We start from the raw sequence: 22,649 nt of genomic DNA, 5'->3' as shown, positions 1-22,649 counted from the left end.
ATTAACGTCGTTGATTAAACCGCAATAGCGTAAAGGAGGAAAGTCCAAATAGGACTGCGGTCACTAAAGCCAAAGCGAGACTACCCAGTACATATTGTAAAAAATGTTCGGATATAGCTTGAAAATCTATTTGGCTATAATCCAACAAAGGTTTGGCACTGGATATAAATAACTTTCCTGTTTGTATCGATCCCCAAATAATCAATGGGATCATAGGGGGGATACTGACATTTGAAAAGGCAAAACAAAGACCTTTATTAAGCCTAAAGACAGAGGCGAGAAAAATTGATAAAAAAGACTGAAATCCCCATAAAGGGGCAATCCCAATAAACACACCCAATGCAATCGAAATGGATTTAATAAAATTCGAATCGTGCGTTCCCAGAATATCTTCTTTTAGAAAATCCTTAAAGCTTTTTTTTTTGAAACTTCGAAAAGCGTTTCTTGGAAATATGTAGAGTAGACTAATCAAAACTAAGAAGGTGTTAAGGATGCTAATTCGTGTGAAGTCCTTAAATGGTCTAAAATGCGAAACTCGCTCTGTCGGATCGTAAAGTATCTTAATCGGTACATTCTTCACGACAATGTCTTTCCATGCTGAGCGTACAATTACTTCAATTTCTAGTTCGAATTTGTTGGTATATAGTTTTTTAGGTATGCGATCAAGAGGGTAGAGTCTGTATCCTGATTGCGTGTCAGCAAGTTTTATCCCTGTTTCAAACCAAAACCAAAAATTGGAAAACTTATTACCGAAACTGCTCTTTTTGGGTATGCCGGCTTGGTCCATTTGGCGCTCACCAATCAATAAAATATTTCCGTCACTTTGGTTGAGTGCGTCTATAAAAGTTGGAATGTCATCGGGAAAATGTTGCCCATCCGAATCGATGGTGATTGCATACTGAAATCCCTGTTTTCTTGCCGTATCAAACCCTATTCGTAAAGCTTTGCCCTTACCTGAATTCTTTTCCAGGTGCAGCACTGTAATGGAAGGGTAATTTGCTAAAATCTCTGCTGTTGTATCCGTTGAACCATCATTGACTACAATAACCTGTGTGGTATAGGCCAAAACCCCATCTAAAACTCTTTTTAGCGTTTTAGCATTGTTGTAGGTGGGTATGAGTACACATACAGCTGTAGGAATAATAGATTGGCTGAAGCTTGGCGAATTGATCATGGTTATACAACAGGATAAGTGCGGCAAAAATTGAGTTCCATTTTAAGTGCAAGGGTATCATCGAAAGAACAATTGGCCTTGATCTGTATGGTTTCGGTTTCTTGAACCGCCAATTCCAATGTCAGCATGGAATGAACGGAAGGATCTATAATGGCATAAAAACGAATGTTTTTGGCAGACCGCATACGGAGTTTTGTCTGCAGTAAATCTTCGGTTATATTTTTTATGATCTGTAACATACATACACCTGGTGTTACTGGTCGCCCTGGAAAATGCCCGTTAAAAATCGGATGATCGGGATGAATACCTATCTCCATCAAATATTTTCCATCTTCACGCACCTGACTATTGTGTATCGTATAAAAGTCTGCTAAAACCATGTTTCAAACTTAGATAAATTACCTTTTATATGCAATATAATAGCGGAGCATAATAAAAGTAATTGAAGAACTTACTATAGCGGAAATACGGCTTTGTTTATTTTTTATATCTAGCCTTATGTATCATGTCGCTTAAAATGGAATATTTACAAAATCCATTTTTAGCTTGATACCACGATGTTTTATATTAAAGCTGTCAAGTTTCCCCAAAGAATCTGGTTTGAATTGAATTTCAAAAGCTCTTTTGTACTTGGATGCCATTTCGATTTTGGTTAAGGTTCCTTGGTCATCTATCTTAAGAAAATATCGTTTGCCGTTATAGATACTTAAAAATTGATTGGCTATTAAATTTTGATAGTCAGCTCTATAAGTTGTTTGTGTTAAAGCTCTGAAATCCCTCACTAAGGTGTGGAGGATTATCTTTCTGTCGAGATCTTGCATGACATAATTGACCAGATGTTGGTCTTTGGAAATCGTTATATCAAATAAGGTATTCCCCAGATCAGAGGTAAGTACAATCCGATGATCGTCCTGACTGATTCTTTTGGCGACAAACATTCCTGTCATCTCTTTTCCATAAAAGCGAATTGTGGCCCGATATAAGCGCTCTTCATTTAACCTGGCAAAATAGGGGTTTTGAACGAGAGTGTCGATTGCACCATAGTTTTGTTTACCATTTGGGTAGTAAACCTTACATCCTGTCAGAAGAACTAAAAGTAACAGACTAAAAACTGAATAACGCATCGCTGATTGGTTGGTTGATCTGCTTGTTTTTGAAAACTATTTTTGTATAATCTTTAGACGGTTCTATCAACTGGACTTCCGAAACTGTAGATTGTTGATCATTAAAATACAATACGATCGTTTGAATATAAGCCGATAGCTCTTTTGTTTTAGGTGAAAGCTTCGCTATGCGTTGATTTCGATTTTTGTGAAAGGTGATCGTAAAGTCATCGGCAGCAAAGAGATCTCCACTGATGCTGCCAATAATCATTTTATTGATTTTCTCGAACTTTTTATTGTTGCCAAGGTCGACCTTATTTTTTTTACCTTGATCATTTACCAATACTTTATTGTCTTTAAAAAGAATACCATATTGGATCGGTGTATTGTATTTCCAAAGCAGCTTGTTTGGGTTTTTCAATAACATGGATCCACTGGACGTAATCTCTTTAGAAAGAAAATCCAAGTGCTTATATTGGACAAAATCTGTTTTTAAGGTTTTTATTTTTTGTGCTTCCGCTACGACGGTTTGTTTAAAACTAGTTATTTCAGCGCTTGACATAGCTGTTTCTTGTGCTTTGGTCAGCGCAATGTGAAATACAGAAACAAGGAGTAGAATGAGCTTAGTTTTCATATACTTTTTGATTTAAGAAATCTTCCAAATTTACGGCTTCTAATTTGTTAACCTTTAATGCCATTAATAAACTTTTAACGATATGTACTGTTTTCTCGGATGTATCATGTAAAAGAATGATACTGCCGGGACTTAGTTTTTTTGCAATGCGTGCAAAAATCTGATCTTCAGTTAGATTTAAAGTATCCAAGGAGCGGATGTTCCAACCAATGGATTTCAACTTGCAATCGTGCAATGCTTTTGCAATATGTGGATTGCTGACACCAAATGGAGGCCTGTAAAGCAATACTTTTTTTCCTGTTGCCGTTTCAATGGCATGATTAGCTTCATTTATCTCTTCAACAACTTGTCTGCTTGGCAGAAACCCCATCTTATTGGGATGATTCATGCTATGATTGGCAATTACATGGCCCCTTTCAATAATTTGCTTCGCTATCATGGGATACTTGACGACCTGTGTGCCAATACAAAAAAAACTAGCTGTTGCTTGATATTGATCCAGTAAGTCTAGTATTTCCAAGGTAAAAGGTGTAGGGCCGTCATCAAAAGTGATCGCAACTTGCCGCACATTTTTTCTTACGCTTGTTGTCGATTGCATAAAGAAATTTAGACGGAGATCAAATGCTCCCCAGGAAACTATTCCAACATACATAATCAGCACAATAATCAAAGGAGAATACAGTTGATCGTTTTTCCAGATGAATACAGTCATCAGAAAAAGGGCAAGACTCACGTATGTTGTGTTTTTAAAATTTAGCATCTCGATAACAGCATTAGACTGTTTTGGTCTCCAAAATTACAAATCAGTACATGTTGAAAAGCACCGATCTTATTTCCAATTGGACTCTCTATCGATCGAAAGGTTTGATTATTCAATTGCTTTAAAGCGAAATCGAATGCAAACACAACATCTGTGTCAAAGTATCCTATCTGCGATTGATAGTTTATTTTAGCTAAGTCGTTGAAGGCCTCAGCTTCCATTTCCGATGGGGTTTCCGGCTTTGCCGAACCATAAATAACCAAGTCAAGCTGCTCGGCAGATAGCTTGTTTTTTTTAAGAAATGCAGCTAGTTGGCTTTCTGGTCGGAGCTCTTCTGTTGGATGATAAATTACCATGTCAACCAATTCACCAAGGGTATGTTGATTCTTTTGATTGGAGAAAATAAAGAAACCGGCACCTTCTGTCCGCGGGATTCCTGTTGTTATCGGTTGATCTGTTGTATTGGCTATGCTCTCGCTGATGTCGATACTGATATCTGAAAGCTCGTCAACGGCACCGACCAATAAAGTTTTCCGTTCGTTCAGCACAAGTTGTAGATAGGCATCAAATACGGTCGATTCAAATGATACACGGCCCTGTGAATAGGTCATATTATAACCTGTATTTTTGATTAAAAGGGCAATTTGACCGGCAACGGTATTGTGCGTCGACTGGATAAATGCAGTCGGTGATAAAAACTCTTCTTGTTGAACAGCAATGGACTGTAAGAATCTATCGGAGTCTATTAGACAGCCTTTTCCACTTCCAACGAGGATACCGTCCAGCTCACTGCGATCAATCTGTTGCAGTGCTTCCATAGCACATATAATTCCCATTTTTACAGCTTTGGACATTCGCCTTGCACTGTTGGGCGATAGGATCTTACTGTCTATTTTAGGCAGATCAACCTTGATCCAATTTTCTCGACTATTTGGTAGGCTAAGGTTGTTAACGCATATGCTTGCGGCATTAATATATACTTTATGCATGCGAAAAAATTAAGCTTGAACAATTACCGCCAAATCCAAAGGAATTGCTGAGTACATGCCGGATGTCAATACGTTGGTGTTCAGCGAGCGGCGGCAACGCAGGCTGTTCCATGGTATTTTCAAATCTTAAATTAGCAAAGGCCAGTTGATGCTGAATGGCGAGTAGTGCATATATTGCCTCAATACCGGCTGAAGCTCCCAATGTATGTCCAGTATATGATTTGGTTGAACTAAAAGGCGGTATCGCATCGTTAAATAATCGCTGTATCGCTGTTGCTTCTGTTCGATCATTATTTTCGGTCGCCGTTCCGTGTGCATTGATATAATCAATTTCGCTCGGTATCAACTCTGCCATTTTTAGAGCCTCTTGCATAGCGAGATAGGCACCTTCACCGCTATCCGAAGTGGAGGTTTGATGAAAAGCATCATTGGCGTTGCTGAACGCGTTCAGGTAACCTAATATGGGTTTCTTTGTGTTTTTTAAGGATCTTGTAGATTCAAGCACTAAAAAACCTGCACCTTCACCTAAGTTTAACCCCTTTCTATTGCTGTCAAAGGGGCGATTAAGTTGGTCGGACAGGAGCATTAAACTGTCAAAGCCATTGATTGTAAATTTTGACAGGGCATCCGATCCGCCCACTAACACGCGATCTGCGCGTCCCGAGCGCAAAAGTCGAGCCCCAAAGCCAATGGCATTAGCCGCCGAGGAACATGCTGTACTAATAGCCGTCACATAACCATTGCTGCCCAATATTTTGGCCAATAAGGCACTTGAATCCCCAACATCCCGGCGTTGTATGAGTGTGTCGTTCTGTTGTAAATGCGGGAAATGTTGTTCAAAAATATCCATTCCCGCAACCGAAGTTCCCAGAACAATTGGCATATCAGCTGCTGCTGTAATACCAGCCTGAGACATGGCTTCTTTTGCAGCAATTGCGGCAAGTAGGCTGGTTCGGGAACAATAGTCGGGTACCTCAGTACGTAATTTTTCAATTAATGCTTCGTTCGTTAACGATACTTCACCAACAAGCGTGTGATGTTGATGTTTTCCCGAGATATGTTGAAGCGGTTTGATACCATGCTGTTTCTGGAGCAAAGAATGATAGTTTTGCGCGACATTATTTCCAATGGCGGTAATCATGCCCATTCCAGTAACAGCAATAGTATTTTTCATGTTTTATTTCGTTCTATTTTCTGAAATATAGGTTGCCAATGTTTCAATGGATTGAAAAATAGTCTTTCCGATTTTTGGGTCAGTAACTTTAATACCATAATCCTTATCCAATAAAACAGTCAGCTCCAAGGCATCAATAGAGTCTAGTCCTAGACCATCTCCAAATAATGGCGCCTGATCTTCAATTTCATCTACAGTGACTTCTTCTAAGTTTAAGGCTTCAATGATTTTCGTTTTTAATTCCGATTTCAACTCTTCCATTCTTTATTGTGTTAGTTGTCTTACGACATTTAAATTATGTGCTACAATGCCTGTTTTTTCCACAAGATACAAAACCAATTTATAGTTTCCTTCCATATAATCGACCCAACCGCATAGTACCTTTTCCACTCTGCTGGAATTTAAGAGGTAATTGCAGTAATTTACTGCAAGTTGACTGTCGAATTGCGCTGAAACAAAAAAGATATTTTCCGTTTGCAGGTTATGCCTAATCGCAATTTCACCCATACAGACATTGGGCAGGGTATATACAAATATAGCAGGACTGGGATAGTACTGCTCCTTGTCTGCGATCGTATTAAGGTGCTTTAAGTCGGTATCAAGGCTACTGTGCCTATTCGACAAGACAATGCCGATATTCTTTGTTTTTTCCTCTTTCAATAGCAATTCAGCTCCTAGCCAAGCTAATTTGCTGAGGTTATCCATCTTGAAAAACTTCGGGTAAGTCGTTTCTAGTGAATAGTAAAATGCTTTTGAAAAAGTTGCAAAATCTGAGGATATTGCTGCTGAAATCTGTTCACCATTAACATATACGCCCTGTGTATCGATGCGGCAATGCCTGCTGATTTGATAGTGTTGTTCCATGCTTATCGTAACTCCCTTTCAAATAATACGGCTGTATTTGTGCCAGCAAATCCCGATGCTGTTTTTAAGCAGCGAATAAGTGGTTGGGGTTGTTCCAATAGTTCAGTGACAACCGCTAGAGGTAATGAAGTACCTTGTTTTTGATAGCCTAAACTGGGGAGTAGTACATTATTTCGTAAGCATTCCAAGGAAATAATACTCTCGATGAGCCCTGCGGTTCCCAAGGTATGACCGAAGTACCCTTTTAAGCTATTGATCGGTTTAGTGGCTAATCCGGAATGATGTATGGCCACAGCTTCCATTTCATCGTTGTAAATTGTGGCTGTTCCATGTGCACAAATAAAATCAACAGATTTTGGTTCTAATTTGGCTTCGGCCAATGCAGATGCGATGCTAAGTCTCAGTCCTTCGCCTGTACGTGATGGTCCTGAAATGTGATTTGCGTCGTTGATTGAGGCTTCGCCGGCGATAAAGAATTCTTGATCTGTTAATTTTTGGCCGGTGACATGAATTGCTGCCGCTGCTTCGCCGAGATTTAAGCCCTGTCTAAACTCGTCATAGGGTTTACATACCGTGTTACTTAGGGCCTGAAAAGACTTAAATCCTGAAACGACAAATTCACTGACCAGGTCTCCAGCAACGATAATGGCATCTTTACAATAATCCATCTGTATAAGTCGTTTAGCGGTCGAGATGGCCTGCAGACCCGATACACAGGCATTGCTAATGATTATCGGAGGCCGTTTAAAACCAAAAAAATCGGCTATTTTTTGAGCTAGTACGGGAAGGCTTGCAGCAACAATATCGTTTGCTCCGCCTGCGCATTGCGCGATATTGCCCTTGGTTGTTGAGACGATTAATTCAGTCTCTTGTGTAATAACAACTGCTTTGACAAGAGGTACTAATGCGGCTATCATGAGCTTTTCTAGTTTTGAGAATGCCGCATCGGAGGGGAGCTGTGTGTCCTGCAGCAATTTGTTTAAATGCTGATCCAATTGTTCTTCTTCAACAATAGCGGCGTAAACGTCTCCATGCAATTCAGCAAAGTCGGTCAACTTGATTCCTGATTTGCCGCTAACAAGGGAATTCCAGGTGTCTGCCAGATTATTACCTATGGGGGATACACAATTGTATGGGCCTAAATATACCTTTTTCATTTGCTGACAAAATCAAGCCGATTTTTCCATTGCTGAAAAAAGTCCGGAGTATACAATTGTAAGTTTCCTGAAGAATCTAAAAATACCTGGATCGTTTCACCTAGGCAGACAACCTGATTGTTGTCATTTAGGATGCGGTAACGATAAATAATCTTTGCTGCTTTGGTATCCAATAGGGATGTTTCAATACGTGCATTGTCACCATATTTTAATGGGAGTTTATGTTCGCAGGTACTCTTCACGATCGGTGTTGTATAACCATGGCCATGAATATCTAGATAGGTCAGTCCATGTTCCATGCCGAAAGATTCTCGGCCATCTTCAAAATAACTGATGTAATGGCCATGCCAAACTATCCCCAACGAATCGACTTCATTGAAACGTATACGTAAAGGGCTTGTCCAAGTAATCTGATTGACTTGTTCAGTTCGTTTATTTTTTGCCATAATCATGAAGAAGCTATTACACTTTTTATTTCAGCTTGAGCGATCTGTCGATCTCCGACAAAGCTTTCTACGGAAACGAGTGTAACCCCCATAAACTCTTGTAGAATCGTTGCTTTGGTCAGCAATTTTTCTCCGACCTGAGGGAAGGAATCTATTGAAATACTTTTTATTGTACCGAGATAACCTATAGGTGCAGTTTGTTGTTTGATATAAAAGCTGTATCCAGTATGTAAAGCAATGGATTGCGCCATGTGCTCAATAATACCTGCTTCCAATAATATACCATCTTCCACAAAAATATTATCTTCTTGAACAGTTAAACCTGCTGCCACTGTCTTTTCGGTGAAATCGTAGAGGCAGTCAATCATAACCATCGGAGCACGATGAGGTAATAAATTCTGTAAAAATATGTTATCGACTATTGGAAATGGGGCAGCTGTCATTTGTCTAAAAAAGTTCACCCAAAGGTACTAATTAAAAGATAAAATCATAGGTTTCAAGTAGCGCAAAATTGCTTTTGATCGGTTTTAGCACAGCGCCTCTGCTGTGTTTTTTTTGTTTCTTCAGATAAATAATGTAAACAGAACTGTGGATGTTTATTGGGAATAGTCCTTCCAGAAATCGTAGAAGTTAAACCACTGCATTGGATATTTTTTGATCATATAGGTTAGCGACTGACAATAGGTTTGTAGCAAGCCTTGAGCGTCACGGTGTTTCACTTCCACTTCGCGTGCATAGAGATGATAGTGGAGCTTAGGTTCTTTCATGACATAGACAAAAATAACAGGAACCTTGAGCCTGGAAGCGATTAAAAATGGACCAGCTGGAAATTGTGTGTTTTTGCCCAGTAAATCTGCTGAAAGAGTTTTTGTGCCATCTAGATAGCGATCACCTGTAAAGACAATTAGTTCATTGTTTGTAAGTGCTTCATTGATGGCAAATACGTGGGAGAGGTCTTCTTGGATAACGATGAATTTTACGGTCGATTTACGCGATACTTTTGCCAAGTATGATTTGATGGCTTGATGTTCGCGGTCCGAAATAACCAGATTAATCTGATTTTCGATATTGATGTCCTCCAGGAAATAAGAGGCGATTTCAAAGTTACCGATATGTGCTGATAACAGGATACCACCGTTTTTTTTCTCCAAGGCGGATTTTAAAATCGCAATACCGTCAAATTCATAGCTGAATCTGTTGCGCATACCCGCAGCTATGGCTGTTTTATCGATCAGGATTTGACCGAAAGTAAAGTAACTCCGGTAAAATCCAATGAGCGTTGAAGGAAGTGAATATTTTAGTCGATATCTTAGGTAATAATAGATAGAACGGTTGCTACTCCAAGAAGTCAGGAAATAATAAAAAGCTACAAATACCAGCAGCAGATAAGCTGTACGGATTCCTAGCTTTTGAATACAGAATACAAAGATTCGATATCCTAAGACACTACCTTTCGATTGTCCTTTCCACTGACTCATTGGTAAACATTGACTTAGTTATGAGCTGTCTTACGTTTGATGAGGTCATAAAAATCTTGGAAGGTTTGGATATTTGTGAAATCGGCTTCGACCAATTTGACACCAAAATTGGACTCAATGATAACGACAAGATCGACATAATCCAAACTGTCTAAATTTAATGTATCTTTTAAATTTAGATTCGGTTGGATTAAATCAACATCCACTTCAAACTCATCAACAAGTATTTCGTTAATCTTTTCAGAAATCATTTTTATAAGTTAATCGTTTATTTTTTTAATGACTAATGCAGAGTTTGTTCCCCCAAAGCCAAAAGAATTGGACAAATATAGGTCAAATTCTTTAAATACGGTTTGTTTAACGATATTTAATTTGGCTGAATGTTCATCCGGATTTTCAAAATTAATGTTTGGAGCCATAAAACCATTTAACATCATGATGTTGGAATAGATGATCTCACTGGCGCCTGCCATCCAACATTCATGGCCTGTCATAGATTTTGTGGAGCTGACAAAAGGTTGGCTTTCACCGAATACCTGCAAGATAGCCTGTGCTTCATTGGCATCGCCTACAGGGGTGGATGTGGCATGTGCGTTGATGTAGGCAATATCGGAGGGTTTAACGCCAGCTTGTTTAATTGCGCGTTCCATGGCCAAGGCCGGTCCTTCGACATTTGGTGTAGAAATATGCCCTCCATTGGATGAAAATCCATAACCTACAATTTCCGCTAGGATAGGGGCTCCTCTACGTACCGCGGATTCATAACTTTCTATAATTATTGTAGCGGCGCCGCCAGAAGGTACCAATCCGGACCGATCTTTGTCAAAGGGACGTGATACTGTTGTAGCCGGCAGGGTATCATCTCCAAAAACACCTAAACCATCAAAACTGGCCATGGCATATTTATTGATCTCTTGCGCTCCACCACAGATAATCATATCTTGCATGCCACTTTTAATCAGGTTAAATCCAAGCCCTAGAGAATGGGATCCGGAGGCACAGGCGGCGGATATCGTCATGTTAATGCCTTTTAAACGGAATATCGTGGAGAGATTCATGGTTACCGTGGAGTTCATTGATTTAAAAATCGCTCCAGAACCTATCAGGCTGGTATCCTTTTTCTCCCGTACAATATCGACAGCTTCAATAATGGCTTTGGAGACCGAATCATTTCCATAGAGAATACCAATTTCATGTTCATCGAGAAAAGCATCGTCAATGGCTGCATTTTTTAAGGCTTCCATCGTAGCCAAATACGCATATTCTGTTTCTTCACCAATGGATATTCGCTGACGGCGGTTCAATTCATGTTTTAAATTTGGTTGTGGAACGGCACCGGTTAATGCGGAACGAAATCCAAAAGTTTTTCGTTCTTCATCGAAGATAATCCCTGATTTTCCTTGTTGCAGAGAATCTTTTACTTCTTCCAATGATGTCCCCAAGCAGGAATATATTCCCATCCCCGTGATCACTACTCTTTGCTCCATAGATTTACGAATAAATTCCTCCATTTATATTAATTACTTCCCCCGTAATATAGCCTGCTTTTGAAGAAGCTAAAAAGGTGACGAGGTCTGCGACTTCCTCAGGTTCCCCAAATCTATTGGCCGGAATCAGTTTTTTTAGTTCCTTTTCGTCCATATCGGCAGTCATGTCACTGTGAATAAATCCAGGTGCCACAGCATTGACGGTGATATTCCGTTTGGCAACCTCCTGAGCCAGCGCTTTAGTTGCACCTAGCAAAGCCGCCTTGGCCGCCGAATAGTTGGTTTGACCAGCTGTACCTTTTACACCGGATACGGAAATCATATTGATGATACGACCATAACGCTGGCGTAACAGTTTCTGTATAAAAAATTGGGTAACATGATAGAAACCATTGACAGTTGTGTTGATTACCGAGGACCAATCTTCTGCTGGCATCCACATAAACAAGCCATCTTTGGCTATCCCGGCGTTATTAACGATAACCTCAAGCTGAGCTTCGGGATGGCTCGATTCCCAGGTAGATAAGGCCTTGTCGACTGCGGATTTATCTGCGACGTCGAATTTTAGAAGCGAACCACTACCGCCCTTTGCTTCTATAGCAGCAAGTGTTTCTAATGCTGCAGTTTCATTCTGCTGAAAGTTGATCAACACATGATAGCCCAATTCTTGAGCCAGTTTAAGACAAATTGCCCTGCCAATTCCCCTTGATCCACCTGTAACTAAAGCGCATTTCATCCTACAATATGTATATTAATTTTGAAATAATTCTGCATTATCAAACCATTTGTTTCCTAAAAGGTTTCCTTTGGTGTCAATAAATCCCCATTTGCCATTGAGTTTAACTCGCGCTAAACCATCGATAAATCCCTTCTCCTGTTTCTTAAACGTTAGCGCCGCAGTAATCTCATATTGAAAGGGGATGATAACTTTGGCATTTTTATCGATGAATCCCCATTTACTGTCTTTAACTGCAGCGAGGCCCTCCGGAGAAAATGAAAGGGCATCCTGATAGGCAGTAGGGATGACCATTTTACCTGTAGTATCAATATATCCCCATTTCCCATTTAATTTCACGGGCGCTAGACCTTCCTGAAAATTTCGCGCATCATCATAAGTTGCAGGTATCACCCATTTGCCATCCGATGCCATAAAACCGATTTTATTTCCTTGCTGAACAAGGACAAAGTCGGGGTTTTCAATATTTTCAATTTTTGAAATACCGGGGAGGGCAACTTCTTTTTGACCAGATACGAGAAACCAGTTGTTCTGTTTTTTTGCCCACACCAATCCAACATTAAAATCGCCGATATCATCATAATTTGGAGCGACGACCTCTTTTCCCTGATTGTCAATGACACCCCATTTTTTATTTTTGGCGACTTTAGCGTAACCATCCTTAAATGGACGGATGACATCATAAGTTGGTGGAAGCACAACCTCTTGTTTGTTGTTGATGAGACCGACTAAATTAGTCGCATCACGATAAAAAGCAACACCATCATTGAATTCATAAACCCGCTTGCTAGAGATCGACTTCAGTTCCTGCCCGAGAGAATCAATGTAAAGCCAACCGCTTGCAGATTTCACCATCGCCATTCCCTGACTGAAGGATTTGGCATTGACGTATTGAGGTTGAATAATATAGTTCGCATCTTTATCTACAAATCCCCACCTGCTGCCATCATAAACAGCAATCTTTCCTTCGGATTGATCTTGAGCATTTTTGAATTGAGGTGTAATCTGAAACGATCCATCTTTATTGATAAATCCGACAAGTCCCTTTTCTTGTACCCGCGCCAATTGTTGCGCAGATGCGAAGGTGCATGATAGTATAAATAATCCGCCGAATGTGAGCCTTTTAATCATGATTTTTATTGATTAAGTATTCTTTTACTTTTTTAATAATCGGATACATCACTTGATCTTCGGCAAAGGCCGGAAACAAATTGCGCAGGTCCATATACCAAGATAGTGTTTCTTTTGCTAATTTTTCCTGACAACCTAAATGGTCAATTGCCTGTGCTAAAGTAATAAATTCTATCGCCAGCACTTCAAAGGAATTTTCGATGACCTGACTGCATGACATTGCTGCATTCGTACCCATGCTGACAATATCTTGGTTGTCATTATTGTTGGGAATGCTATGGATGTAGAGCGAAGTGCTTAGCGCTTGGGATTCCGCTGTTGTGGATGTTGCCGTAAATTGGACACCCTGCATGCCAAAATTTAGTCCTAATGTGCCTAAATTTACGAAAGGCGGGAAAATCTCATTGATCTTGCTGTTGAGTAGATAATTCAATTGTCTTTCCGCGAGCATTGTCATCTTGGTCATAACCAATTTAAGTTTATCCATTTCCAGTGAAATATAGTCGCCATGAAAATTGCCGCCATGATACACATGTTGATCGTTTAGATCAATGATGGGATTGTCGTTTGCTGAATTTAGTTCATGCTCAAGCACTGTACCCACATTGTTAATGGTATCCGAAACCGGACCCAATATTTGCGGAACACAACGGACGGAATAATATTCCTGTACTTTGTCTTTGAAAATATCTTCTTGATTTTCACCAGTATAGAGGTGGTCTTCGCGTTTTCGAATCAACTTACTGCTCGCAAGGTGACTGCGCATCTTTTTGGCAATAGCTTGTTGTCCAGGATGCTTTTTGCTTTGATTTAACGCTTCCGAAAAATGATCGTCATAAGCTTGAACGATTTCGTTGATTGCACAGGCTGCTTTGATGGACCAAGATAAGGCTTTTTGCGCATGGTTCCAGTTTAGTATGCCAATCCCTGTCATGACCGAAGTCCCATTGATCAGTGCCAAGCCTTCACGTAGAACAATCTGAATAGGGGCAAGACCTTCAGCATCAAAAGCTTGTTGAGTTGGAATTCGTTCGTTTTTATACATTACCTCACCCTCACCAATTAATACGAGGGCCAAATGTGCGAGCTGTACGAGATCACCACTGGCACCGACACCACCGTGTGCAAAAATAACGGGATAAATATTGCGGTTGATCAATTCTTTCATCAAAGCAATGGTGGACTTATGGACTCCTGAATAACCGAGGGTTAATGTATTTAAGCGTGCTAAAATCGTGCTTTTTACCTGAAGCGGATCAAGAAGTCGTCCTGTTCCTGAGGCATGGCTGCGAATTAGATTGTATTGAAGTTTAGTGCGGTCTTCGTCTTTAATCCGATATTGAGCCATGGGGCCAAAACCGGTATTGACACCATAAATTACTTTGTTTTCAGCAAATTTCTGAAGAAAATTGTGGCTAGCATCTACTTTTTCCCAAATATCGTCATCGATATCCAATTTTTCGTTTCCGTAGGTTATTTGGATAAACTGTTTTAAATCTAAATGGTTGGTGAGTAAGCTCATGATTTATGGGATAGCAATTTTGAAAAACTCTCGAAATTGTTTTTTTTATTTTATTTTTTGTGAATAGATTTGGCAATTATTAATCAGGCACGAAATTAATATTTTTTTCTTTTAATCAAAGCGTATAATGAACGTTGAACAGGTTGACATTTTGATCATCGGGGCGGGACCTTCCGGTTCGGTTGCTGCTGGGTATTTACAAAAACAAGGGGCAAGGGTAAAGGTTGTCGAAAAAAGCCAGTTTCCGAGAATCGTGGTAGGAGAGAGTCTAATACCGCGCGTGATGGATCATTTTGATGAAGCTGGGCTGTTTGATGCGTTGGATGCACAAGGTTTCGAAAAGAAATTTGGAGCGCGGTTTATACGCGGGAAGGAAGTCTGTATTTTCGATTTTTCAGATAAATTTTCCGAAGGTTGGGATTGGACCTGGCAGATACCGAGAGCTGATTTTGATCAGGAAATGGCGAATGAGCTTATGCGTAAAGGGGTAGATCTTTCCTTCGGTACAGAAGTAACTGACGTACAATTTGATGGTGCAAAATCGATCACTACGGTATGCGATAGCCAAGGTGTTGAAACAAAAATAGAGGCAAACTTTCTGATCGATTGTTCGGGTTATGGTCGCGTTTTGCCCCGCATGCTAAATTTGGACCAACCCTCACGTTTAAGCCCTCATTCGGCGATATTCAGCCATGTCAATGACGTTAATCGACCGCTAGGGCAAGAAGGTAGTCTGATTTCTTTTGATATATTGGAAACGCAGGTTTGGTTGTGGGTAATTCCATTTTCCAATGGCAATACTTCTGTTGGAATTGTGGGGCCAACTTCGTTCATCGAAAGCCTGGGCGAAGATACCACTACAGCACTAAATAGGGCTATTCAACTGTCCGATTACTATGTTAAGCGGTTTGGTGATGTCCCTTTTGTTTTTGAACCCCGTAAGTTGAGTAATTATTCTACCGCGGTGAGTAAAATGTATGGGCCAGGGTATGCCTTGACCGGCAATAGTTCCGAATTCCTGGATCCTGTTTTTTCTTCCGGTGTGTGTTTCGCTACAGAATCTGGTATTTTGGCGGCGAAGTTAGCTTTAAGGCAGATCCAGGGTGAAACAGTGGATTGGCAGTCAGAATTTGAAGACTATATGAAAGATGGGATTGCAGTTTTTACAACATATATACAGGAATGGTATACAGGCAATCTGCAGGAGTTATTTTATCATCAACCCGAAAACCCGGAGGTGAAACGTAGCATTTGTGCAATATTAGCGGGATACGTGTGGGATAAAAACAATCCATTCGTTTTGAAACACGATCGTGTGTTGAAAAATTTGGCACATCTTATTCGAATGTCCAAGCAGGAGGAATCGATATAGTTAAGATCTGGGGTGATATTGCGTAATAATGGAATGAAGGTAGTCCCTATCGATGTGTGTATATATTTCGGTCGTGGTAATACTTTCATGACCGAGCATATCTTGTACAGCTCTTAAGTCGGCACCGCCTTCCACCAGGTGTGATGCAAAGCTATGTCTAAAAGTATGTGGGCTGATGGTTTTTTGTAACCCGATTTTTGAGGCAAGTTCCTTAATGATCAAGAAGATCATAACCCGCGATAATGCGGCGCCTCTTCTGTTGAGGAATACAATATCTTCATTTCCGGCCTTAATCTTGATATGAGGTCTGACCGTTTCTAAGTAGATGCGAAGGTGTTTAATGGCGTGTTGGCCAATTGGAATTAGGCGTTCTTTGCTTCCCTTGCCCTCAACTTTGATAAATTCTACATCTAAAAAAAGGTTTGATATTTTGAGGGTGACAAGTTCGGAAACACGGAGACCACATCCGTATAAGATTTCGATGATCGTTTTATTACGTTCACCTTCGGGTGAAGAAAGATCGATTGCCGAGATTAATTGATCGATCTCCTGTATGCTCAAAACGCTGGGCAGCTTGCGTGCCAAGCGTGGCGCCTGAAGGAGATCGGTCGGATTGTTGACGAATTCATGCTCGATCATCAAAAAGCTAAAGAATGTCTTAAGGCCAGATATCAACCTGGATTGTGTGAAGGGCGAAATATTAAATTCCTGCAACCAAGCCAAAAACTCCTGTATATTCTTTCTCGTTACGGTATTTAAAACCAAATGATTGTCTTCACAGTAGATCTGAAATTTGGATACATCATTTAAGTAAGCATCAATTGAATTAATGCTCAAGCCTCTTTCGAACTTTAAGAATTGTTCGAATTCCTTTTTTATATCACTCCAGTTTTCAAAATCCATTTGCAACAAAATTACAATTAACTGTTGTTCTTTTCGAAAGTTATTCTGTATTTTTAGATGGAATTTTTACAGATTATAAATAACACAAAGAGACGTTCCCTAATGGAGGGACCCGATTCCTCCTTGGATAATGAAAAAAGTATTGATCTGTATTTTACTATTTATTGGGACAATTGATCTCCAGTTCCGTTTACCCTAATATATAACAATTAGCAAAAATAACTGACTAAAAAAAGACATTTTTTTGTATGAAATTCATTAAACCACTTGCATTAGCTTTTCTGTTACCGGCTACATTCTATATAGCAGAAGCAAAAAAGCCAACTACGTTAACCGCGGAAGCACGGGCGATTCTATCCCAAGATAGTTTGGCCCTGAATCAAAAATTACCCTTCGACAACGAAGTCATCACGGGGAAGCTGAAAAATGGATTTACATACTTCATTCGTAAAAATAGCGAGCCTAAGGGGCGTGTCACCATGTATTTGGGCATGAAGGCCGGCTCCATTCTGGAAAATGAAAAACAGCTTGGTTTGGCACATTTTTTAGAGCATATGAACTTCAATGGCCTGAAGCATTTTCCAAAGAATGAATTGGTTAACTACTTGCAAAAGGCAGGAGTTCGATTTGGCTCGGATCTGAATGCCTATACGAGCTTTGATCAGACAGTTTATCAGCTACCAATTCCTTCTGATGATCCTGAACTTTTAAAAAATGGTTTACAGGTGATGCGCGACTGGGCTCAGGATGCTTTGTTGGATGGCGAAGAAATTGATAAAGAGCGGGGCGTTATCCTCGAAGAAAAACGTGGTGGAAGAGGAGTGCAGCAGCGTTTACAGGATCAATACTTTCCGATGTTGCTCAATGGATCCCTTTACTCCAAACGTTTGCCTATCGGAACTGAACAGATCCTGAAAACATTTCCTTATACAGAAATACGCAAATTCCACCAAGACTGGTATCGCCCAGATTTACAGGCTCTAATCATTGTTGGCGATATTGATCCTAAGGAAATGGAAGAAAGGGTGAAAGTTATGTTTTCCGATATGAAAATGCCAAAAAAAGCATTGGAGCGTAAAAAATATCGTGTTGATTTGTTAAACAAGAACCAGTTCTTGGCAATTTCAGATCCGGAACTGCCTTATACCGTCGCGCAGATTTTGATTAAAAGTGAAAAAGAAAAAGTTTCCACTGTAGGAGATTATAGAAACGAGCTGTTGAAGAGTGTTTTCAATCAGATGATCGCAGGTCGTTTTTCTGAATTGATGCAGCAACCGAACCCTCCTTTTATGCAGGCAGGTGGAAGTATCAGCGATTTTGTTGCTAACCTTAATACTTTTTCATTGCTGGTGGTCCCAAAACCGGGCGAGTTGGAATCCGGATTTAAGGCGATGCTAACAGAATTTGAGCGTATTCAAAAATACGGTTTTACACAGACGGAGTTGGATCGTGCCATCGCAGATATGAAAAAAGGTAACGAGATGTCTTTTATCGAGCGTGACAAAAAGAAATCGGATAGTTACGTCAACCGTTATCTAAATTATTTTATTGATGATGAACCCGCTTTAAGTAATGAAAACGCCTATCGTTTGACTAAACAGCTGTTGCCAACGTTGAAGCTGTCAGAAGTAAATGGCTTGGTGAAAAAATATTATACCGATCTGAACCGCGATGTTTTGGTTATGGGGCCAGAGAAGGATAAGGCCAACTTACCGGCTGAGTCTACCGTAATGAGCTGGGTAAAAGCAGTTGAAGAGACTCCTGTGACAGCTTATGAAGATAAAGTGTCCAATCTTCCCTTGCTTTCAAAAGAACCGGTGAAAGGCGCTGTTGTATCGTCAAGAAATATTGACGCAGTTCAAGCGAAAGAATTGACCTTAAGCAATGGTGTTAAAGTGATCTTAAAGCCTACGGACTTTAAAAATGATGAGATACAGATTATGGCGTATAGTCCAGGTGGAACATCTGGCTATAACGATGCAGATTACTTTTCGGCCTCTAATGCATCCTCTTTAATTGATGCAAGCGGCGTTGGACAAATGAACAACGTTGAGCTTACGAAGTATCTTTCGGGAAAAGATGTTTCCATCTCTCCGTACATTTCTGAACGCTACGAAGGTATCTCAGGTAGCACAGATAAAGAAGGATTGAAGAATGCTTTTGAATTGATTTATGGTTATTTTACCGAACCTCGCTTGGACGAGGATATTTTCCAGAGTACCATGACCCGGGCAAAAGGATCTTTGGAAAATAGATTGAGCAATCCAAATAATGTATTCTCGGATAAAGTGAAAGAAGTGCTTTATGGCAACAATGTCCGTCGGCAAAACCCAACCGTAGAAACGATCAATAAAATTGATCGGGAGCGTGCTTTGGCAATCTACAAAGAACGATTTGCGGATGCTTCGGATTTTGTGTTTACAATTGTGGGGTCATTTGACGAGAATCAGATCAAGCCTTATTTAGAAACCTATCTTGCCTCGTTGCCGGCCCTTAAAAGAGGGGAGAGCTATAAGGATTTAAATATTCTGGAGCCGAGCAAGGGAGAGCGCGTGGTTGTTCATAAGGGAAAAGAAGAAAAGGCAAGTACGCAATTGGCCTACTATGGGGACTATACCTATAATGAAACTGAAAATGTTAATATGGAAGCCTTGGAGAGTGTTTTGACGATCAAATTGCTTGAAAGACTCCGGGAAAAAGAAGGTGGTGTTTATGGAGTGGGTGCTCGGGCTAGTTTTAGTAAGCTGCCAAAAGCGCGTTATGCTTTCTCCATTGGTTTTGGTTCCGCAGTAGATAAGGCTGATGCTTTAATTGCTTCGGCATTGGATGAGGTGAAAAAGATTCAGGAACAGGGCCCCGAAAATGGAGATATTGAGAAGTTCCTAGCAGAACAACAGCGACAAAATGAGTTAAATCTTCGTGAAAATGGCTATTGGCTGAATTACATATCAAGTTCATATCAGAATGATCTTGATCTTACGCGATATACACGAAGAATAGACAATTTGAAGAAGGTAACTTCAAAGTCAGTGCAGGACGTTGCCGGGAAATATTTGAAAAGAGATCGACTTTTTGAATTTATCTTGATGCCGGATTCTAAATAACAGGAATCTTGGAAAATAGAAAAAGGGTTGGCTGCTCAGTAGGCAACCCTTTTTCTATTGGACAAAAAATTATGGACAAAAAAAATCCCAACCATTTCTGATTGGGATTGCCAAAATGTCTAATAAGTATCTCTTGTTAACCCAAATAGGATTTTAAGATTTTGCTTCTTGAAGTGTGTCTCAAACGCTGAAGAGCTTTATCTTTGATCTGACGAACACGTTCACGTGTCAAATTGAATTTCTCTCCGATTTCCTCTAACGACAATTGGTGATTGGAACCTAAGCCGAAGAAAAGTACGATAATTTCACGTTCTCTTTCTGTCAATGTTGCCAATGATCGTTTGATTTCTTCTGATAGAGACTCATCAATCAAAGAACTGTCTGTGTCTGGATCATGGTTCTCCAAAACGTCCAAAAGTGTGTTTTCTTCACCTTGAACAAAGGGAGCGTCCATAGATACGTGACGGCCAGAGTTACTTAGGGTATCCGAAACCTTGTCTACTGTGGTTTCAAGGATATCCGCCAATTCTTCTGGAGATGGTTCCCGTTCGTATTCTTGTTCTAGTTTTGAGAAAGCCTTACTGATTTTGCTCAATGAACCGACTTGGTTCAATGGCAGACGTACGATACGCGATTGTTCAGCAATTGCTTGAAGAATAGATTGGCGAATCCACCAAACGGCATAAGAAATGAATTTAAACCCCTTTGTCTCGTCAAAACGTTTAGCTGCTTTAATTAAGCCCAGGTTACCTTCATTGATTAAATCACCTAAGGTTAAACCTTGATTTTGATATTGTTTTGCTACTGATACTACGAAACGAAGGTTGGTTTTAGTCAATTTTTCCAAGGCAACTTGATCGCCTTCGCGGATACGCTGTGCTAATTCTACTTCTTCTTCTGCTGTAATTAAGTCTACTTTACCAATTTCGTGTAAGTATTTGTCCAAAGACTGTGACTCACGATTGGTGATAGATTGTGTAATTTTGAGCTGTCTCATTAATTTTTATTAATTCTCCTCTCTAAGAAATGTTTGCGAAAATACGAAAAATTTTTGAATTATTAATGGAAAATTGATTATCTAGCCACTCATATTTAATGAGTTAGGTTTTTTTGAGTTTCAATTTTTAATCATCAAAAACTATTCCATTTTAATATTTTTTTTCTTCTTATCTGTTGCTGTAATATTCAACTGTTTGATATTTAAAGTGCTAAAGGGTTTAATTTTTTTTTCTTATTCTAGACAATTTAACTCGACGGTAGCTGATTTATTATGCAATATGCATTCCTCAAATTTATTTTAAAATGATAATTTTATGATAAAACAAAAAGATGGATCTTTTGTTTTATTAGTGACATTAAATAAATTTAAAAGAATAAAAATTATATTATGCCAATCTTAATTCACTTGGATAAAATAATGAAAGAGAAAAAAATGTCGCTTAACCAATTGAGTGACAATGTCGGAATTACCCTTTCCAATCTTTCAATCATCAAGAATCAAAAGGCGAAGGCATTGCGATTAGATACCCTTGAAGCGATATGCAAGGCGCTAGACTGTCAGCCTGGTGATCTGCTGCAATATTATGATGGTGGTGATGAAAAAGGCTAAAATCGATAGCCTTTTAAAAAATCGACTACATTCATTCTTTTCTTCCCTTCGAGTTGAAGGTCAGAAATGACAATATAGCCGTCTTGCGCCGCAATTTTTAAGAAACTTTTCTTGTCAGTTTCTATGGTTCCCGGTATTGTAGCTGTATTGACAAGTTCTTTTTCTGTGCTATAGATTTTTAGGACCTTATCATTTAAGAGGGTAAATGCCGCTGGATAGGGGCTTAAACCGCGAATGAAGTTATACACTTGTGCAGTGGGCTGATCCCAGTTTATTTTACAGTCTTCTTTGAAAATTTTTGGCGCATGTTTGAGCGGCTCCGTTGTGAGAAGGACGTCTTGAGGTTTGGGCTGCAAGGCTCCAGCCTTTAATTGCTGAATGGTTTGCAGGAGAGTTTCTGCTCCGGCAACCATGAGGTTATCGTGAAGATCACCCGCATTGTCTGTTTCTTTGATGGCAACTTTTTTCGACAATAAGATGTTTCCCGTGTCGATTTCGTGCTGCAGTAAAAATGTCGTTACGCCCGATTCTTTCTCTCCATTGATGATTGCATGATTTATCGGTGCTGCCCCCCGGTATTGTGGAAGGAGTGAGGCGTGGACATTGATTGTTCCAAATTTAGGCATATTCCAGACGATCTCAGGAAGCATGCGGAATGCTACCACAACCTGTAGGTCCGCCTGAAAACTTTTCAGTTCATCTAAAAATGCCTCATCACGGAGTTTCACTGGTTGAAGAACTGGGATATTATGTTGCGTAGCAAATATTTTCACAGCAGATTCATGTATTTTTTGTCCACGTCCTGCAGGTTTGTCCGGTACCGTAACCACAGCGACAACTTGTTCGCCAGACTGAATCAGTGCTTCAAGTGAAGCTACAGCAAAATCGGGAGTACCCATGAAAATAATACGCATAATACTTGTAATTTTTATAAAACTCTTTAAACCAGTATAGGGGCCTCCTTGTTGAATAGCCTACTGAAAAACGCCTAATTATTTGTCATTTC

At 39.8% G+C, this 22,649-nt stretch carries 24 protein-coding genes; 3 read left to right on the top strand and 21 right to left on the bottom strand.

Going from position 1 to position 22,649, the window contains the following annotated elements; genetic code table 11:
• Position 1 precedes the first annotated feature (1 nt).
• The 18 genes from IQ31_RS15000 to flxA all read right to left on the bottom strand — a co-directional run bounded on the left by IQ31_RS15000 (position 2) and on the right by flxA (position 14,655).
• Positions 2-1,174 carry a DUF2062 domain-containing protein gene (locus tag IQ31_RS15000; protein ID WP_145328544.1) on the bottom strand — a complete coding sequence of 391 codons (1,173 nt, stop codon included), beginning with the start codon at positions 1,172-1,174 and terminating at the stop codon, positions 2-4.
• 2 nt (positions 1,175-1,176) lie between these two features.
• Entirely contained in the window at positions 1,177-1,554 is a 378-nt protein-coding gene (locus IQ31_RS14995) for an ApeI family dehydratase (RefSeq protein ID WP_145328542.1), read from the bottom strand.
• 132 nt (positions 1,555-1,686) lie between these two features.
• Positions 1,687-2,298, bottom strand: coding sequence for a flexirubin biosynthesis protein LolB2 (gene lolB2 / locus IQ31_RS14990; protein WP_145328541.1), 612 nt, complete (start codon positions 2,296-2,298; stop codon positions 1,687-1,689).
• Positions 2,279-2,911, bottom strand: a complete 633-nt coding sequence (gene lolA2 / locus IQ31_RS14985; RefSeq protein WP_075991961.1) for a flexirubin biosynthesis/transport protein LolA2 — start codon at positions 2,909-2,911, stop codon at positions 2,279-2,281. The genes lolB2 and lolA2 overlap by 20 nt, the downstream gene beginning before the upstream one ends.
• Positions 2,901-3,644 carry a polysaccharide deacetylase family protein gene (locus tag IQ31_RS14980; protein WP_158638893.1) on the bottom strand — a complete coding sequence of 248 codons (744 nt, stop codon included), beginning with the start codon at positions 3,642-3,644 and terminating at the stop codon, positions 2,901-2,903. Before IQ31_RS14980 ends, lolA2 begins: the two co-directional genes overlap by 11 nt.
• Positions 3,645-3,664: 20 nt before the next feature.
• Complete coding sequence (locus IQ31_RS14975; RefSeq protein ID WP_145328537.1) at positions 3,665-4,660, bottom strand: beta-ketoacyl synthase chain length factor; 996 nt, start codon at positions 4,658-4,660, stop codon at positions 3,665-3,667.
• Positions 4,653-5,834: a beta-ketoacyl-[acyl-carrier-protein] synthase family protein gene (locus tag IQ31_RS14970; RefSeq protein ID WP_145328535.1), complete on the bottom strand. Its 1,182-nt coding sequence runs from the start codon at positions 5,832-5,834 to the stop codon at positions 4,653-4,655. Before IQ31_RS14970 ends, IQ31_RS14975 begins: the two co-directional genes overlap by 8 nt.
• Positions 5,835-5,837: 3 nt before the next feature.
• On the bottom strand, positions 5,838-6,095 hold the full coding sequence (locus IQ31_RS14965; RefSeq protein WP_075991965.1) for a phosphopantetheine-binding protein: 258 nt from the start codon (positions 6,093-6,095) through the stop codon (positions 5,838-5,840).
• 3 nt (positions 6,096-6,098) lie between these two features.
• Positions 6,099-6,698, bottom strand: coding sequence for a beta-ketoacyl-[acyl-carrier-protein] synthase family protein (locus tag IQ31_RS14960; RefSeq protein ID WP_145328533.1), 600 nt, complete (start codon positions 6,696-6,698; stop codon positions 6,099-6,101).
• A gap of 2 nt (positions 6,699-6,700) precedes the next feature.
• Positions 6,701-7,855, bottom strand: coding sequence for a beta-ketoacyl synthase N-terminal-like domain-containing protein (locus IQ31_RS14955; RefSeq protein WP_145328531.1), 1,155 nt, complete (start codon positions 7,853-7,855; stop codon positions 6,701-6,703).
• Positions 7,852-8,301: an acyl-CoA thioesterase gene (locus tag IQ31_RS14950; protein ID WP_083663564.1), complete on the bottom strand. Its 450-nt coding sequence runs from the start codon at positions 8,299-8,301 to the stop codon at positions 7,852-7,854. The genes IQ31_RS14955 and IQ31_RS14950 overlap by 4 nt, the downstream gene beginning before the upstream one ends.
• Positions 8,302-8,303: 2 nt before the next feature.
• Entirely contained in the window at positions 8,304-8,744 is a 441-nt protein-coding gene (locus tag IQ31_RS14945) for a hotdog family protein (protein WP_075991969.1), read from the bottom strand.
• 153 nt (positions 8,745-8,897) lie between these two features.
• Complete coding sequence (locus tag IQ31_RS14940; RefSeq protein WP_088161037.1) at positions 8,898-9,779, bottom strand: lysophospholipid acyltransferase family protein; 882 nt, start codon at positions 9,777-9,779, stop codon at positions 8,898-8,900.
• A gap of 14 nt (positions 9,780-9,793) precedes the next feature.
• The gene (locus IQ31_RS14935; RefSeq protein WP_075991971.1) at positions 9,794-10,030 is read right to left on the bottom strand and encodes an acyl carrier protein; all 237 of its coding nucleotides are present in this window, start codon (positions 10,028-10,030) and stop codon (positions 9,794-9,796) included.
• Between the two features lie 9 nt (positions 10,031-10,039).
• Positions 10,040-11,266, bottom strand: coding sequence for a beta-ketoacyl-[acyl-carrier-protein] synthase family protein (locus IQ31_RS14930; protein ID WP_075994721.1), 1,227 nt, complete (start codon positions 11,264-11,266; stop codon positions 10,040-10,042).
• Between the two features lie 4 nt (positions 11,267-11,270).
• Positions 11,271-12,002, bottom strand: a complete 732-nt coding sequence (flxB, locus tag IQ31_RS14925; protein WP_120334711.1) for a flexirubin biosynthesis SDR family reductase FlxB — start codon at positions 12,000-12,002, stop codon at positions 11,271-11,273.
• Between the two features lie 15 nt (positions 12,003-12,017).
• Positions 12,018-13,133, bottom strand: coding sequence for a WG repeat-containing protein (locus IQ31_RS14920; protein WP_145328529.1), 1,116 nt, complete (start codon positions 13,131-13,133; stop codon positions 12,018-12,020).
• Complete coding sequence (flxA, locus tag IQ31_RS14915; protein WP_145328527.1) at positions 13,126-14,655, bottom strand: flexirubin biosynthesis tyrosine ammonia-lyase FlxA; 1,530 nt, start codon at positions 14,653-14,655, stop codon at positions 13,126-13,128. The genes IQ31_RS14920 and flxA overlap by 8 nt, the downstream gene beginning before the upstream one ends.
• 127 nt (positions 14,656-14,782) lie before the next feature.
• Between flxA and IQ31_RS14910 the strand changes: the two genes are divergently transcribed.
• Positions 14,783-16,027, top strand: coding sequence for an NAD(P)/FAD-dependent oxidoreductase (locus IQ31_RS14910; RefSeq protein WP_145328525.1), 1,245 nt, complete (start codon positions 14,783-14,785; stop codon positions 16,025-16,027).
• Here IQ31_RS14910 and xerD read toward each other — a convergent pair whose 3' ends face one another.
• Positions 16,028-16,930 (bottom strand): site-specific tyrosine recombinase XerD, encoded by a 903-nt coding sequence (gene xerD / locus IQ31_RS14905; protein ID WP_145328523.1) that lies wholly within the window; start codon positions 16,928-16,930, stop codon positions 16,028-16,030.
• A gap of 248 nt (positions 16,931-17,178) precedes the next feature.
• On the opposite strand from xerD, the gene IQ31_RS14900 reads away from it, so the two are divergent.
• Positions 17,179-20,034: a M16 family metallopeptidase gene (locus IQ31_RS14900; RefSeq protein WP_145328521.1), complete on the top strand. Its 2,856-nt coding sequence runs from the start codon at positions 17,179-17,181 to the stop codon at positions 20,032-20,034.
• Between the two features lie 136 nt (positions 20,035-20,170).
• On the opposite strand, the gene IQ31_RS14895 is transcribed toward IQ31_RS14900, so the two are convergent.
• Positions 20,171-21,031 carry a sigma-70 family RNA polymerase sigma factor gene (locus IQ31_RS14895; protein WP_028068906.1) on the bottom strand — a complete coding sequence of 287 codons (861 nt, stop codon included), beginning with the start codon at positions 21,029-21,031 and terminating at the stop codon, positions 20,171-20,173.
• A 390-nt stretch (positions 21,032-21,421) separates the two neighbouring features.
• On the opposite strand from IQ31_RS14895, the gene IQ31_RS14890 reads away from it, so the two are divergent.
• The gene (locus IQ31_RS14890) at positions 21,422-21,643 is read left to right on the top strand and encodes a helix-turn-helix domain-containing protein (protein WP_046675813.1); all 222 of its coding nucleotides are present in this window, start codon (positions 21,422-21,424) and stop codon (positions 21,641-21,643) included.
• On the opposite strand, the gene fmt is transcribed toward IQ31_RS14890, so the two are convergent.
• Positions 21,640-22,557, bottom strand: a complete 918-nt coding sequence (gene fmt, locus IQ31_RS14885; RefSeq protein WP_075991979.1) for a methionyl-tRNA formyltransferase — start codon at positions 22,555-22,557, stop codon at positions 21,640-21,642. The genes IQ31_RS14890 and fmt overlap by 4 nt on opposite strands.
• Positions 22,558-22,649: the final 92 nt, after the last annotated feature.

The sequence above is a fragment of the Sphingobacterium siyangense genome (genome assembly GCF_007830445.1).
Classification (GTDB): domain Bacteria; phylum Bacteroidota; class Bacteroidia; order Sphingobacteriales; family Sphingobacteriaceae; genus Sphingobacterium; species Sphingobacterium siyangense.
Note: the sequence above shows the minus strand (reverse complement) of the source record. Positions and strands in the feature narration are given on the sequence as shown.